This window comes from Streptomyces malaysiensis subsp. malaysiensis, assembly GCF_040653035.1.
GTDB classification, from domain to species: Bacteria; Actinomycetota; Actinomycetes; order Streptomycetales; family Streptomycetaceae; genus Streptomyces; species Streptomyces malaysiensis.
In genome coordinates this window covers 87,614-105,015 of the sequence record NZ_JBEZNG010000024.1, presented here as the reverse complement: position 1 = coordinate 105,015, position 17,402 = coordinate 87,614, and the positions used below count along the sequence as shown (strand labels likewise).

Below are 17,402 nucleotides of genomic sequence, written 5' to 3'. Positions count from 1 at the left end.
CAAGGTTTGTGACGAGAAGCATGGGTGAGACTCCAATGTCGGATCAGGACAAGATCCTCGACTACCTCAAGCGGGTAACTGCCGATCTGCACCAGACGCGGCAGCGTCTTCGCGAGGTCGAGTCGCAGGAGCCTGAGCCGATCGCGATCGTCGGCATGAGCTGCCGGTTCCCCGGAGGCGTCACGTCTCCGGAGGAGCTGTGGGAGCTCGTGGCCGCGGGCGGCGACGCCATCGCGGACTTCCCCACGGACCGTGGCTGGGACGTCGAGTCGCTCTTCGCGGACGACCCCGACGAGCAGGGCACCAGCTACACCGACAAGGGCGGGTTCCTCGACGGCGCGGGCGAGTTCGACGCGGCGTTCTTCGGGATCAGCCCGCGCGAGACCCTCGGCATGGACCCGCAGCAGCGGCTGCTGCTGGAGACCTCCTGGGAGGCGTTCGAGCGGGCCGGGATCGACCCGGCCACGCTCCGCGGCAGCAAGGCCGGTGTCTTCGTCGGCACCAACGGCCAGGACTACCCGGAGCTGATGCACACGCTGCCGCAGGGCGTCGAGCAGTACCTGCTCACCGGCAACGCCGCCAGCGTCATCTCCGGCCGGATCTCCTACACCTTCGGCCTGGAGGGCCCGGCGCTCACCGTCGACACCGCGTGCTCGGCGTCGCTGGTGGCACTGCACCTGGCCATCCAGTCGCTGCGCAACGGCGAGTGCTCGCTGGCGCTCACCGGCGGTGTCACGGTGATGAACAGCCCGCGCGCGTTCATCAACTTCAGCCGCCAGCGCGGTCTGGCGCCCGACGGCCGCTGCAAGGCGTTCGCGGACGGCGCGGACGGCACCGGCTGGGGCGAGGGCGTCGGCATGCTGCTCGTCGAGCGGCTGTCGGACGCCCGTCGACACGGCCACAACGTGCTGGCCATCGTGCGTGGCAGCGCGATCAACCAGGACGGCGCCTCCAACGGTCTGACCGCGCCCAACGGCCCGTCCCAGCAGCGCGTCATCCGCCAGGCGCTCACCGACGCCCGGCTCACCCCGGCCCAGGTGGACGCCGTCGAGGCGCACGGCACCGGCACCAGCCTCGGTGACCCGATCGAGGCGCAGGCCCTGCTCGCCACGTACGGGCAGAACCGGCCCGACGGCCGCCCGCTGTGGCTCGGCTCGATCAAGTCCAACTTCGGGCACACCCAGGCCGCCGCCGGTGTCGCCGGAATCATCAAGATGGTCAAGGCCATCGAGCACGGGGTGCTGCCCAGGACCCTGCATGTCGACGCTCCCTCCCGGGACGTGGACTGGGACGCGGGCGCCGTCTCCCTGCTCACCGAGAACACCCCGTGGCCGGAGACCGGTCAGCCGCGCCGCGCGGGCATCTCCTCCTTCGGCGTGAGCGGCACGAACGCGCACACCGTCATCGAGCAGGCCCCCGCCGAGGACCGCGAACCGCGGGCCGCGGGCGGCGACGCCACGCCCTCGCGGTGGTCCGGCATCGGCGGTCTGGTGCCGGTGCTGGTGTCCGCGCAGAGCGCACCGGCGCTGCGCGCCCAGGCCGAGCGGCTCACCGCCCGGGTCCAGGGCGACCCGGACCTCGGCCTGACCGACCTGGCCCACTCGCTGGCCACCACCCGCGCCGCGCTGGACCACCGTGCCGTGGTGCTCGCGGGCGAGGGCGGCCGCGAGGAACTGCTGCGCGGCCTGGCCGAACTCGCCGAGGACGCCCCCGCCGGGAGTGTCGTCCGGGGCGAGGTGGCCGAGGGCAAGCTCGCGTTCCTCTTCACCGGCCAGGGCAGCCAGCGGGCCGGGATGGGGCGTGAACTGTACGCGGCCGTCCCGGCCTTCGCCCGCGCCCTGGACGAGGTGTGCGCCGAGCTCGACCAGCACCTCCAGCGGCCGCTGCGCGAGGTGATGTTCGGCGACGACAGCGCACAGCTGGACCGCACCGGCCACACCCAGCCCGCGCTGTTCGCCCTCGAAGTGGCGCTGTTCCGGCTGCTGGAGACGTGGGGTGTCAAGCCCGACTTCCTCGTCGGCCACTCCATCGGGGAACTGGCCGCCGCGCATGTGGCGGGCGTCCTCTCGCTCGCCGACGCGGCGAAGCTGGTGGCCGCGCGCGGCCGGCTGATGGAGGAACTGCCCACCGGTGGCGCGATGATCGCCATCCAGGCGTCCGAGGACGAGGTGGCGCCGCTGCTCACCGAGCGGGTGTCGATCGCCGCCCTCAACGGCCCGACGTCGGTGGTCATCGCCGGTGACGAGGACGCCGCTGTCGCGATCGCGGAGTCGTTCCGGGCGCGGGACCGCAAGACCAAGCGGCTCACCGTGAGCCATGCGTTCCACTCCCCGCGCATGGACGGCATGCTGGACGCCTTCCGCGAGGTCGCGCGGCAGGTCACCTACGCCCCGCCGGTCATCCCCATCATCTCCAACCTCACCGGCGGATCCGTCTCCGCCGACGAGATCTGCTCGCCCGACTACTGGGTGCGCCATGTGCGCGAGGCGGTCCGCTTCACCGACGGCATCCGCCGGCTCGAGGAGTACGACGTCGCCACGTATGTGGAGCTGGGCCCCGACGGGGTGCTCTCCGCCATGGCGCAGGACTGCGTCACCTCCGACGGCGCCGTGTTCGTGCCCGTACTGCGCGGCGACCGCCCCGAGGCCACCGCGCTGGCCGGTGCGCTCGCCCGCGCCCATGTCCACGGGGTGGCCGTCGACTGGGCCGCCGTCTTCGAGGGCTCCGGCGCCCACCGCGTCGAACTGCCCACCTACGCCTTCCAGCGCGAGCTGTTCTGGCCCGAGCCGCCCGGCCCGTGGACCGGCGATGTCACCGCCGCCGGGCTCGGCTCCGCCGACCATCCGCTGCTCGGCGCCGCCGTGTCGCTCGCCGACGGCGCCGGATTCCTCTTCACCGGCCGGCTGTCCCTCCAGACCCACCCGTGGCTGGCCGACCACGCCGTCATGGACACCGTGCTGCTGCCCGGCACCGCCTTCGTCGAACTGGCCATCCGCGCCGGTGACCACGTCGGCGCGGACGTCCTGGAGGAGCTCACCCTCGAAGCCCCGCTGGTGCTGCCCCCGCAGGGCGGCGTGCAGCTCCAGGTGTCCGTGGGCGCCCCGGATGAGACCGGCCGCCGCTCGCTGACCCTGCACTCGCGCCTGGAGGACGCCGCCGACGGCAGCTGGGGCGAGGGCGAATGGACCCGCCACGCCACCGGTGTGCTCGCGGGCGGCGCCACCACCCCGGACGAGAACCTCACCGCATGGCCCCCGGCCGGTGCCACCGAGGTCCCCGTGGACGGCCTCTACGACTGGCTCGCCGAGACCGGATTCGCCTACGGCCCGGTCTTCCAGGGCCTCCAGGGCGCCTGGCAGCACGGAGACCAGGTGTACGCCGAGGTGCGGCTGCCCGAGAGCGCCCGCGCCGAGGCCGAGCTGTTCGGGCTGCACCCGGCGCTGCTGGACGCGGCCCTGCACGCCGTGGGCATCGGCTCCCTCCTGGAGGACACCGAACACGGCCGCCTCCCCTTCTCCTGGAGCGGCGTCCGGCTCCACGCCGTGGGCGCCGCCACCCTGCGCGTCCGGCTCTCGCCCGCCGGTCAGGACGCGGTGGCCGTACTGGTGACCGACGAGAGCGGCGCGCCCGTCGCCTCCGTCGACTCCCTGCTGCTGCGCCCCGTCTCGCCCGACCAGGTGCACGCCGCGCGCGGCGCCTTCCACGAGGCGCTGTTCCGCGTCGAGTGGACCCCCGCGCCGGTCCCGGCCGCCACCACCGTCGTGGCCGGGCAGTGGGCGGTGCTGGGCGCCGAACACCCCGAGCTCGCCGCCGCCCTGCCCACCGCCGTGGGCTACGCCGATCCGGCCGCGCTCGGCGCGGCCTTGGACGCGGGCGCCCCGCTGCCGCAGGCCGTCGTCGCCCCGTTCTTCGCGGATGACACCGGGCTTCCCGTCCGGGCCGCCGTGCGCGAGGCCCTGCACCGCGCGCTTGAACTGATCCAGAGCTGGCTCGCCGACGCCCGCTTCGAGGGCTCCCGGCTGGTCATCGCCACCCGTGGCGCCGTCGCCACCTCGGCGGACGCCGACACCGAGGACCTGGCCCACGCCCCGCTGTGGGGTCTGCTGCGCTCGGCGCAGTCGGAGAACCCGGACCGCTTCGTCCTCGTCGACATCGACGGCGACGACGCCTCGTACCGCGCCCTCGCCCCCGCCCTGGCCACCGGCGAATCGCAGCTCGCGGTCCGCACCGGCACCGTGGTCGTACCGCGTCTGGCCAAGGTCGCTTCCGCCGACCGGACCGCCCCCGCCCTCGACCCCGAGGGCACCGCCCTGGTCACCGGCGCCACCGGCACCCTCGGCGGGCTGGTCGCCCGCCATCTGGTGGCCGAACACGGCGTACGCCGTCTGCTGCTGCTCAGCAGGCGCGGGGCCGACGCCCACGGCGCCGCCGAACTCGTCGCCGAACTGCGCGAGTCGGGCGCCGAGGTCACCCTCACCGCATGCGATGTGGCCGACCGGGACGCGCTCGCCGGGGTGCTCGCCGCCATCCCGGCCGAGCATCCGCTGACCGCCGTGGTGCACACCGCCGGTGTGCTGGACGACGGTGTCATCGGCTCGCTGACCGCCGAGCGCGTCGACCGCGTCCTGCCGCCCAAGGTCGACGCCGCGTGGAACCTGCACGAGCTCACCCGCGACAACCCGGATCTATCGGCGTTCGTGCTGTTCTCCGCCGCCGCCGGTACCCTCGGCGGCCCCGGCCAGGCCAACTACGCGGCCGCCAACGCCTTCCTGGACGCCCTCGCCCACCGGCGCCACGCCCAGGGGCTGCCCGCCACCGCCCTCGCCTGGGGCCTGTGGGCCGAGCGCAGCGGCATGACCGGCGACCTGGACGACACCGACATCCAGCGCATCAGCCGCGCCGGAGTGGCCGCCCTCTCCTCCGAGGAGGGCCTCGCCCTCCTGGACACCGCCCTCGCCGTGGGCGACCCCACGCTCGTCCCGATGCACCTGGACCTGGCGCCGCTGCGCCACGCCGATGCCACCATGGTCCCCGCGCTGCTGCGCGGCCTGGTGCGGGCCCCCGGCCGCCGCGTGGTGGAGACGAGCGGCGGCGCGGCCCCCGGCGGGCTCGCCGACCGGCTGCTCGGACTGTCCGTCCCCGAGCGCGACCGGCTGCTGCTGGAGATCGTCTGCGGTCAGGTGGCCGCCGTCCTCGGCTACGCGGGCCCGGAGGCCGTCGGCGCCGGGCGCGCCTTCAAGGAGCTGGGCTTCGACTCGCTCACCGCCGTCGAGCTGCGCAACCGCCTCGGCGCCGTCACGGGCGTACGGCTCCCGGCCACCCTCGTCTTCGACTACCCCACGCCCACCTCGCTCGCCGGCTTCCTGCGCACCGAGATCCTCGGCGACCAGGCGGACGAGGCCGCCGCGGCCCCCGCCGCCACCGTGGCCGTCGCCGACGACGAGCCCATCGCCATCGTCGGCATGAGCTGCCGCTACCCGGGCGGGGTCACCAGCCCCGAGGAGCTGTGGCAGCTGGTCACCGGCTCGGTGGACGCCATCTCCGGCTTCCCGACCGACCGCGGCTGGCAGCTGGAGGGGCTGCTGGGCGACGACCCCGAGCAGACCGGCACCAGCGCCACCATCGAGGGCGGATTCCTCTACGACGCGGGCGAGTTCGACCCCGACTTCTTCGGTATCAACCCGCGCGAAGCCCTCGCCATGGACCCGCACCAGCGGCTGCTGCTGGAGACCTCCTGGGAGGCGTTCGAACGGGCCGGGATCGACCCGGCGACCGTGCGTGGCAGCAAGACCGGCGTCTTCGCGGGCGTCATGTACCACGACTACCTCTCCCGGCTGACCGCCCTGCCGGACGGCCTGGAGGGCTACCTCGGCACCGGCACGGCGGGCAGCGTCGCCTCCGGCCGGGTGTCGTACACCTTCGGGCTCGAGGGCCCCGCGGTCACCATCGACACGGCGTGTTCGTCGTCGCTGGTGGCGCTGCATCTGGCGGCGCAGGCGCTGCGCAACGGCGAGTGCACCATGGCGCTCGCGGGCGGTGTCACCGTCATGTCCACCCCGGACACCTTCATCGACTTCAGCCGCCAGGGCGGTCTGTCGGCCAGCGGCCGCTGCAAGTCCTTCTCGGCGGACGCCGACGGCACCGGCTGGGCCGAGGGTGTCGGCATGCTGCTGGTGGAGCGGCTGTCGGACGCGAAGAAGAACGGTCATAAGGTGCTGGCGGTCGTGCGGGGCACGGCGGTCAACCAGGATGGTGCGTCCAATGGTCTGACGGCGCCGAACGGTCCGTCGCAGCAGCGGGTGATTCGTCAGGCGCTGGCGAACGCGCGTCTGTCGGCGTCCGAGGTGGACGCGGTGGAGGCCCACGGCACCGGTACGACGCTGGGTGACCCGATCGAGGCGCAGGCGCTGCTGGCCACGTACGGCAGGGAGAAGTCCGAGGATCAGCCGCTGTGGCTGGGGTCGATCAAGTCGAACTTCGGCCACACCCAGGCCGCCGCCGGTGTCGCGGGCATCATCAAGATGGTGCAGGCCATGCACCACGGCGTACTGCCCCGGTCGCTGCACCTCGACGAGCCGTCCCCGCATGTGGACTGGGCGGCGGGCGCGGTGTCGCTGCTGAGCGAGGCGCGGGAGTGGCCGGAGACCGGGCGCCCGCGCCGGGCCGGTATCTCCTCGTTCGGCGTCAGCGGCACCAACGCCCACGCCATCATCGAGCAGGCGCCGGAGTCGGAACCGGCCGAGGTCTCCGCGCTTCCGGCCGCCCGGCCGTCCGTTCTGCCGTGGGCGCTGTCCGGGAAGAACGCCGACGCGCTGCGCGCCCAGGCCGAGCGGCTGCTCGCCGATCTGGAGCGGCGGCCGGAGCTGTCCCCGACCGACCTGGCGTACTCGCTCGCGACCACGCGTGCCGCGCTGGACCACCGCGCCGTCGTGGTCGGCGGGGACCGTGCGGCGCTGGTGGTGGGCCTGGAGGCGCTGGCGCGCGGCGAGTCGGCCGCGGGGCTGGTCCAGGGCTCTGTGGCGGACGGCAAGGTGGCGTTCCTGTTCACCGGGCAGGGCAGCCAGCGGCCCGGCATGGGCCGTGAGCTCTACGACGCCTACCCCGTGTTCGCCGAGGCGCTCGACGCGGTCTGCGATGAGCTGGACGCGTATCTCGAACGGCCGCTGAAGACCGTGATGTTCGGGGACGACGCCCAGGAGCTGGACCAGACCGGGTTCACCCAGCCCGCGCTGTTCGCGGTCGAGGTGGCGTTGTTCCGGCTGGTGGAGGCGTGGGGGCTGCGGCCCGACTTCCTCTCCGGCCATTCGATCGGTGAGTTGGCCGCCGCGCATGTGGCGGGTGTGCTCTCGCTCGCGGACGCGGCGAAGCTGGTGGCCGCGCGTGGCCGTCTGATGCAGGCACTTCCGGCCGGTGGCGCGATGATCGCGGTGCAGGCGGCGGAGGACGAGGTACTGCCGCTGCTGACCGACCGGGTGTCGATCGCCGCGCTCAACGGGCCGACGTCGGTGGTCATCGCGGGTGACGAGGACGCGGCGCTGGAGATCGCGGCGGCCTTCGAGGCGCGGGGCCGTAAGACCAAGCGGCTCACCGTGAGCCACGCGTTCCACTCGCCCCGCATGGACGAAATGCTGGAGGCGTTCCGCGAGGTCGCGCAGGGCCTGACCTACGAGGCCCCGCGCATCCCGATCGTCTCCAACCTGACCGGGAACGTCGTCTCCGCCGAGGAGATCACCAGCCCCGACTTCTGGGTGCGCCACGTCCGCGAGGCCGTCCGCTTCCTGGACGGTATCCGCACCCTGGCGGCCCAGGGCGTCACCACCTACCTCGAACTCGGCCCCGACGGTGTGCTGTCCGCCATGGGCCAGGACTGCCTCGCCGAGTCCGACGCCGACGCGGCCGGTTTCGCCGCCACGCTGCGCAAGGACCGCGCCGAGGCCGAGACCGTGGCCACCGCCCTCGCCGCCCTGCATGTCCGCGGTGTGACGCCGGACTGGTCCGCGTACTTCGCCGGGACCGGCGCCCACCGCGTGGACCTGCCGACCTATGCCTTCCAGCACCGGCGCTTCTGGCTGACGTCCCCCGCGGGCTTCGTGGGCGACGTGGAGTCGGCGGGCCTGGACCGGGCCGACCATCCGCTGCTGGGCGCGGCCGTGCCGCTGGCGGACTCCGACGGCTTCCTGTTCACCGGCAGGCTCTCCCTGGAGAGCCACCCGTGGCTGGCCGACCACGCCGTCATGGGCACCGTGCTGCTGCCCGGCACCGCCTTCGTGGAGCTGGCCATCCGAGCCGGTGACCAGGTGGGCTGCGACCGGCTGGACGAGCTGACGATCGAGGCGCCGCTGGTGCTGCCCGAACGTGGCGCGGTCCAGCTCCAGATCGTGGTCGGCGCCCCGCAGCAGGCCGGACACCGCACGCTGGAGCTGTACTCGCGGGCGCAGGACGCGCCCGCCGAGATGCCGTGGATCCGGCATGCCAGCGGTGTGCTGGTGGCCGGTGCCCCGCGGCCCTCGTTCGATCTGACGGCATGGCCGCCGCAGGGCGCCGAGCCCGCCGAGGTCGAGGGGCTCTACGAGCACCTGGCGCAGGGCGGGTTCGCGTACGGCCCGATGTTCCAGGGGCTGACCGCGGCCTGGCTGCGCGGTGACGAGGTGTTCGCCGAGGTGCGGCTGCCGGAGGACCGGAAGGCCGACGCCGCCACGTTCGGGCTGCACCCGGCGCTGCTGGACGCCGCGCTGCACAGCACGTTCGCCCGCGCGGGCGGCGATGAGCAGGGCCGGCTGCCGTTCTCCTGGAGCGGAGTGTCGCTGCACGCGGTCGGCGCCGACGCGCTCCGGGTCCGGCTGACCCCGGCCGGTGCCGACGGCGTGTCCCTGGAGCTGGCCGACGGCACCGGTGCCCCGGTGGCCTCGGTCGAGCAGCTCGCGCTGCGCCCGGTCTCGGCCGGACAGCTCGCGGAGGGGCGGTCCGCCGCGTACCACGAGTCGCTGTACCGGCTGGACTGGGCCACCGTGCCGCTGTCCACCGAGAGCCCGGCCGTGTCCTGGACCGTGCTCGGCGAGGGCGCGCCCGACCCGCTGACCTCCGGCGCGACGATCCACGCCGACCTGGACGCGCTGGCCGCGGCCGGGGACGCGCCCGCGTACGTCCTGGCCTACCTCGACCCGCGCGGCGCCACCGGTGACGAGGTGACCGCCGCCGTCCACACCGCCACCCAGCGGGCGCTGGCGCTCGTCCGGGCATGGCTGGCCGACGACCGGTTCGCGGCGTCCCAGCTGGTGATGGTCACCCGGGGCGCGGTGGCCACCGCGGGCGACGCCGGTACGCACGACCTGCCGCACGCTCCGGTGTGGGGCCTGGTGCGTTCGGCGCAGTCGGAGAACCCGGACCGGCTGGTGCTGGTGGACCTCGACGGCACCGACTCCTCCTACGAGGTGCTGGGCGCCGCGCTCGCCTCCGGTGAGCCGCAGTTCGTGCTGCGCCGGGGCGCCGTGCACGCCCCCCGGCTGGCCCGCACCGCCGCAAGCGGGCCCATGGTGCCGCCGCCCGGCGAACCGGCCTGGCGGCTGGACATCCAGGACAAGGGCACCCTGGAGAACCTCACCCTGCTGCCCAGCCCGGAGGCCGCCGCGCCGCTGGAGACCGGGCAGGTGCGGGTCGCGGTCCGGGCCGCCGGTGTGAACTTCCGCGATGTGCTCAACGCGCTCGGCATGTACCCCGGAGACGCGGGCCTGATGGGCAGCGAGGGCGCGGGAGTCGTCCTCGAAACCGGCCCGGGGGTCACCGATCTGGCGCCCGGCGACCGGGTGATGGGCATGCTGCCGGGCGGCTTCGGCCCGCTGGTGGTCGTGGACCGCCGCATGATCGCGCCGATGCCCGAGGGCTGGTCGTTCGCCCAGGCCGCGTCCGTGCCGATCGTCTTCATGACGGCCTACTACGCGCTGCGCGACCTGGCCGGCCTCCGGGGCGGGGAGTCGCTGCTGGTGCACGCCGCCGCCGGTGGTGTCGGCATGGCCGCCGTGCAGCTGGCCCGCCACTGGGGCGTGGACGTCTACGCCACCGCCAGCCAGGGCAAATGGGGCACACTGCGTTCGCTGGGGCTGGCGGACGACCGTATCGCCTCCTCCCGCGATCTGGCCTTCGAGGAGAAGTTCCGCGAGGCCAGCGGTGGCCGTGGCGTCGATGTGGTGCTGGACTCGCTGGCCCGGGAGTTCGTGGACGCGTCGCTGCGGCTGCTGCCGCGCGGCGGCCGGTTCGTCGAGATGGGCAAGACCGACGTCCGGGCGCCCGAGGAGGTCGCGGCCGCCTACCCCGGCGTCTCCTACCAGGCGTTCGACCTGACCGAGGCGGGCCTGGACCGCATCCAGGAGATGCTGTGCGAACTGCTGGAGCTGTTCCGGCAGGGCGCGCTGCGGGCGCTGCCGATCACCGCGTGGGATCTGCGGCAGGCCCCGGACGCGTTCCGCTACCTCAGCCAGGCCCGCCACATCGGCAAGGTCGTGCTCACCGTGCCCGCCCCCTGGAACCCGGACGGCACGGTGCTGATCACCGGCGGCACCGGCACCCTGGGCGGCCTGGTCGCCCGGCACGCGGTGACCGAGCGCGGCGCCCGCCGTCTGGTGCTCACCAGCCGGCGCGGTGAGCAGGCCGCGGGCGCGGCCGAACTCGCCGCCGAGCTGCGCGAACTGGGCGCCGAGGTCACCATCGCCGCCTGCGACGCGGCCGACCGGGACGCGCTCGCCGCCGTCCTGGCCGGTATCCCCGCCGGGCATCCGCTGACCGCCGTGGTGCACACCGCCGGTGTGCTGGACGACGGTGTGATCGACTCGCTGACGCCGGAGCGGCTGGAGAAGGTGCTGCGCCCCAAGGTGGACGCGGCCGTGAACCTGCACGAGCTGACCCGCGACCAGGACCTGGCCGCGTTCGTCCTGTTCTCCTCCGCGGCCGGTACCTTCGGCGGCCCCGGGCAGGCCAACTACGCGGCGGCCAACTCCTTCCTGGACGCCCTGGCCCGCCACCGCCAGGCCCAGGGCCTGGCCGCCACCTCGCTGGCCTGGGGCCTGTGGGCCGAGGCCAGCGGGATGACCGGTGCGCTGGAGGCCACCGACAAGTCCCGGATGAACCGCTCCGGTGTGTTGGGGCTGTCCTCCGCCGAGGGCCTGGCGCTGTTCGACGCCGCCCAGGAGGTGGGCGACGCGTTCCTGGTGCCCATGCAGCTCGACCTGGCGCCGCTCACGGGCGCGCCCATCGAGATGGTGCCGCCGCTGCTGCGCGGTCTGGTGCGCGGCGGTACGACCCGCCGCACCGCCGAGTCGGGCGCTGCCGGGGACGGGTCCTCGCTGGTGGAGCGGCTGGTCCGGCTGGACGCCGCCGAACGCGAGCGGACCCTGCTCGACCTGGTGCGCGCCCAGGTGGCCGTGGTGCTCGGCCATGACTCGCCCGACGCGGTGGAGGCGAGCCGGGCCTTCAAGGACCTCGGCTTCGACTCGCTGACCGCGGTGGAGTTCCGCAACCGCCTCGGCGCCGCGGCCGGGCTGCGGCTGCCCGCCACGCTGGTCTTCGACTACCCGAGCCCGACCGCGCTCGCCGGATATCTGCTGGAGGAGCTGCTCGGCTCCGAGGCGGCCGCGGCCGTCCCCGCGCGGGCGGAAGGCCCGTCGGGCAGTGTGACGGACGAGGACGACCCGATCGCGATCATCGCGATGAGCTGCCGCTTCCCCGGGGATGTGCGCACCCCCGAGGATCTGTGGGAGCTGCTGGCCGAGGGCCGGGACGGTATCGCCCGGCTGCCGGAGGACCGGGGCTGGGACCTCGAGGCGTTCTACGACCCGGACCCGGACCGGCCCGGCACCTCCTACGCCCGCGAGGGCGGCTTCTACTACGACGCCCACCACTTCGACCCGGCCTTCTTCGGCATCAACCCGCGCGAGGCGCTCGCCATGGACCCCCAGCAGCGGCTGCTGCTGGAGACGTCATGGGAGTCCTTCGAGCGGGCGGGCCTGGACCCGGGGGCGCTGCGCGGCAAGCAGGTCGGCGTGTTCGTCGGCCAGATGCACAACGACTATGTGTCGCGGCTGCACACCGTCCCGGAGGGCGTCGAGGGCTACCTCGGCACCGGCGGCTCCAGCAGCATCGCCTCCGGCCGGGTGTCGTACACCTTCGGCTTCGAGGGCCCGGCCGTCACGGTCGACACGGCGTGTTCGTCGTCGCTGGTGGCGCTGCACCTGGCGGCGCAGGCGCTGCGAGGTGGCGAGTGCACCATGGCGCTCGCGGGCGGCGTCACCATCATCACCACCCCCGATGTGTTCACCGAGTTCAGCCGCCAGCGCGGCCTGGCCAGGAACGGCCGCTGCAAGCCGTTCGCAGCCGGCGCCGACGGCACGGCCTGGGGCGAAGGCGTGGGCATGCTGCTGGTGGAGCGGCTGTCGGACGCGAGGAAGAACGGTCATAAGGTGCTGGCGGTCGTGCGGGGTACGGCGGTCAATCAGGATGGTGCGTCGAATGGTCTGACGGCGCCGAACGGCCCGTCGCAGCAGCGGGTGATTCGTCAGGCGTTGGCGAATGCGGGTCTGTCGGCGTCCGAGGTGGACGCGGTGGAGGCGCACGGCACCGGTACGACGCTGGGTGACCCGATCGAGGCGCAGGCGCTGCTGGCCACGTATGGCAGGGAGAAGTCCGAGGATCAGCCGCTGTGGCTGGGGTCGATCAAGTCGAACTTCGGCCACACCCAGGCCGCCGCCGGTGTCGCGGGCATCATCAAGATGGTGCTGGCGATGCACCACGGTGTGCTGCCGAAGTCGCTGCACATCGATGAGCCGTCGCCGCATGTGGACTGGGAGTCGGGTGCGGTGTCGCTGCTGAGCGAGGCGCGGGAGTGGCCTCGGACCGGGCGTCCGCGCCGGGCCGGTATCTCCTCCTTCGGCATGAGCGGCACCAACGCGCACACCATCATCGAGCAGGCGCCGGAGCCCGAACCGGCCGAGGCCCCCGCGCTCCCGGCCGCCCGGCCGCCCGTTCTCCCATGGGTGCTGTCCGCCAAGACCCCCGAGGCGCTGCGCGCCCAGGGGGCCCGGCTCCGCGCCCATGTGGCCGACCACCCCGAGCTGCCCCTCGCCGGGATCGGCCACTCCCTGGCCGCCTCCCGGGTGCCCTTCGAGCACCGGGCGACGCTCGTCGCCGCCGACCGGGACGGCTTCCTGGCCGGTCTCGACGCCCTCGCCGAGGGCCGCACCGCCACCGGTCTTGTCGAGGGCGCGGTGGCCGAGGGCGGCAAGCTGGCCGTCCTGTTCACCGGCCAGGGCAGCCAGCGGCTCGGCATGGGCCGTGAGCTCTACGACGCCTACCCGGCGTTCGCCGAGGCGCTCGACGCGGTCTGCGACGCGCTGGACCCGCACCTCGAACGGCCGCTGAAGACCGTGGTGTTCGGGGACGACGCCGAGGAGCTGGACCGGACCGGATTCACCCAGCCCGCGCTGTTCGCCATCGAGGTGGCGCTGTTCCGGCTGGTGGAGACCTGGGGCGTGAAGCCGGACTTCCTGTCCGGCCACTCCATCGGCGAACTGGCCGCCGCCCATGTGGCCGGTGTGCTCTCGCTCGCCGACGCGGCGAAGCTGGTGGCCGCGCGCGGGCGGTTGATGCAGCGGCTGCCCGCCGGTGGCGCGATGATCGCCGTCCAGGCGTCCGAGGACGAGGTGACCCCGCGGCTGGGCAAGCGCGTGAGCATCGCGGCCGTCAACGGCCCGACCTCGGTCGTGGTCGCGGGCGACGAGGACGCGGCGCTGGAGGTCGCGGCGGCCTTCGAGACGGAGGGCCGTAAGACCAAGCGGCTCACCGTGAGCCACGCGTTCCACTCGCCCCATATGGACGGCATGCTGGACGCCTTCCGCGAGGTCGCGCAGGGGCTGATGTACGACGCCCCACGGATTCCGATCGTCTCCAACCTGACCGGCGCCGTGGTCTCCGCAGAGGAGATCGCGACCGCCGACTTCTGGGTGCGCCATGTCCGCGAGGCCGTGCGCTTCCTCGACGGTGTGCGCACCCTGGAGGCCCAGGGCGTCACCGCCTACGTCGAACTGGGCCCGGACGGGGTGCTGACCGCGATGGCGCAGGACTGCGTCACCGAGGACGGCGGCTCCTTCGCCGCCGCCCTGCGCGGCGGCCGTCCGGAGGCCGAGACGCTGCTCACGGCGGTCGGCACCGCCCATGTCCGGGGCGCGGCCGTGGACTTCACGGCGCTGTTCGCCCCGTACGGACCCGGTCTTGTCGACCTGCCGACGTACGCCTTCCAGCGCCGCTCGTTCTGGCTGGACGCCGGGCCGGTCGGCGGTGACGCCACCGCCATCGGCCTGCACGCGGCGGGCCACCCGCTGCTCGGCGCCGCCGTGGAACTGCCCGACTCGGACGGCATCGCCTTCACCGGACGGCTCTCCCTCCAGACCCAGCCCTGGCTGGCCGACCACGCGGTGATGGGCACGGTGCTGCTGCCCGGCACCGCCTTCGTGGAACTGGCGCTCCGCGCCGGGGACCACGCGGGCTGCGACCGCCTGGACGAACTGACCCTGGAAGCCCCGCTGATCGTGCCCGACCAGGGCGCCGTCCAGCTGCGGCTCTCGCTCGCCGCGCCCGACGACACCGGCCGCCGCGCGCTGACCCTGCACTCCCGCGCCGAGGGCGCCCCCGCCGATGAACCGTGGCTGCGCCACGCCACGGGCGCCTTGGCGGCGGGCATGGTGGAGAGTTCGTTCGACCTGAGCGCCTGGCCGCCCGCCGAGGTGGAGCGCATCGACACCGACGGCCTGTACGAGGGCCTGGCGGAGGCGGGCTTCGCCTACGGCCCGGTCTTCCAAGGCCTGACCGCCGCCTGGCGGCGCGATGACGAGGTGTTCGCCGAGGTGAGCCTGCCGGAGGACCGCAAGTCCGACGCGGGCGCGTTCGGGCTCCACCCGGCGCTGCTGGACGCGGCGCTCCACGCACTGGGCCTGAGCGCGGCCGAAGAGGGCAACGGCCAGGGCCGCCTGCCCTTCTCCTGGACCGGAGTCTCCCTGCACGCGGTGGGCGCTTCGGCCCTACGCGTGCGGCTGGGTGGCACGGCCACGGGCACGGTGAGCCTGGAGCTGGCCGACACGACGGGCGCCCCGGTGGCATCGGTCGAGGGCCTGGCCCTCCGCACGATCTCCCCGGACCAACTGGCCACCCCCCGCCCCGGCACCCCGTCCGACTCCCTCTTCCGCCTGGACTGGACCCCGGTCCCGGCCCAGTCCACCGAGGTGACCCCGAACCGCTGGGCGGCAGTGGGCCCCGACACCCTGGACCTCCCGGCCTACGCCGATCTGGACGCGCTGGCGGAGGCGATCGCCTCCGGCACGCGGCACCCGGAATACGTCGTGGCCGACCTGGCAAACCAAGCCCGTCCGGTGCTTGAGGACGGCGCAATTCAAGCCCGTCCGGCGATTGAGGACACGCCCGAAGGGCGCCAGGCTTCCGTGGACGGCGCGGCATCCGAAGCCCGCCCGGTCGCGGGCAATCCAGCCCGTCCGGCGCTTGAGGACCGGGGTCCAGGGGCGGAGCCCATGGCCGGTGCGGCGAATCAAGCCCGTCCGGCGTTTGAGGACACGCCCGAAGGGCGCCAGGGGTCCTGGGGCTTGCCCCAGGTTTCGGGAAGGGGCGGGATTGGGGAAAGCTCCTCGCCCGCCGAGACGGCGCATCAGGCCACCACCCACGTGCTGGACCTCCTCCAGAAGTGGTTGACCGACGACCGCTTCACGGACTCTCGCCTGGTCCTGCTGACCTCCGGAGCCGTAAGCACCGGCACGGACGCCCCCGCCACCGACCCGGCCCAAGCCGCCATCTGGGGCCTGGCCCGCTCCGCCCAGGCGGAGAACCCGGACCGCATCGTCCTGGTCGACACCGACCGCAAGGACGACCCGCAGCAGACCCTGGCCACCGCCCTGGCCACAGGCGAACCCCAGCTGGCCGTCCGCGACGGCGCCGTCAAGGCGCCAAGGCTGGCACGGGCCACCGTGGCGACGGACCAGGAGACCCCCGCGCTCGACCCCGAGGGCACCGTCCTGGTCACCGGTGCCAGTGGCACGCTGGGCGCGCTCTTCGCGCGCCACCTGGTGGCCGAGCGCGGCGTACGCCATCTCCTCCTGCTCAGCCGCCGAGGCGAAACCGCCCCGGGCGCCGCCGAACTCACCACCGAGCTACGCGAGCTGGGCGCGGACCCCCGCTGGGCGGCCTGCGACGCGGCCGACAGGAAGACGCTCGCCGAGACCCTGGCGACCATCCCCACCGACCACCCCCTCACCGCCGTGGTCCACACGGCAGGCGTCCTGGACGACGGTGTGATCGCCTCCCTCACCCCCGAGCGCATGGCCACCGTGGCCCGCCCGAAGGCACACGCGGCGTGGAACCTCCACGAGCTGACCCAGGACGCGGACCTGTCCGCGTTCATCCTGTTCTCCTCCGCCTCCGGCGTCTTCGGCGGTCCGGGCCAGGGCAACTACGCGGCGGCCAACGCCTTCCTGGACGCCCTCGCCCAGCACCGCCGGGCCAACGGCCTGCCCGCCACCTCCCTCGCATGGGGGCTGTGGTCGGTGGCCGGCGGCATGGGCGGTGAGCTGGACGAGGCCGAGATCGCCCGTATCCGGCGCGGCGGGGTCGGTGTGCTCACGGCCGAGAGCGGCCTGGAGCTGTTCGACGCCGCGCAGGGCTCGGACGAGCCCCTGCTCGTACCGCTGCCGCTGGACATGGCCGCGCTCAGGGCACAGGCGGGCAGCGGCATGCTCCCGGCGCTCTTCCGCGGTCTGGTGCGGGCCCCGGCCCGCCGCGCGGCCGAGTCCGCGGCGGCCGCGGCGGCCGGTGCGGAGGCGCTGCGGGAGCGGCTCGCCGGGCTCTCGGACCCCGAGCGCGCGGAGGTGCTGCTGGAGCTGGTGTGCACCCAGGTGGCGGCGGTCCTCGGCTACCCGGGCCCGGAGACGGTCGACCCGGCCCGCTCGTTCAGCGAGGTCGGCTTCGACTCGCTGACCGCGGTCGAGCTGCGCAACCGTCTGAACGCGACCACCGGAGTCCGGCTCCCGGCGACGCTGGTCTTCGACTATCCGACGCCCAACGCACTGGTCGAGTACCTGCGTGGCGAGATCCTGCCGGACGACGCCTCGGCGGTCACCTCGCTGCTCGCGGAGCTCGACGGGCTGGAGAAGTCCCTGGCCGGAGCCACCCCGGACGACGAGGACCGGAGCAGGATCACCGCGCGGCTTCAGGCGTTGCTCGCGCAATGGAATGACAACCGAGGACCGGAAGACGGCGCCGGAGTCGCCGAGGAGCTGGAGTCCGCCACGGACGACGACCTCTTCGACTTCATCGGCAAGGAATTCGGGATCTCCTGAAGTGACCGCGGCCGGCGT

The 17,402-nt window shown here is 74.0% G+C and carries 1 protein-coding gene; it reads left to right on the top strand.

Annotated features, from left to right (window positions below):
* Positions 1–35 precede the first annotated feature (35 nt).
* A complete protein-coding gene (locus AB0E24_RS35730) occupies positions 36–17,384 on the top strand; it encodes an SDR family NAD(P)-dependent oxidoreductase (protein WP_359383452.1) in 17,349 nt (5,782 codons plus the stop codon).
* Positions 17,385–17,402 lie beyond the last annotated feature (18 nt).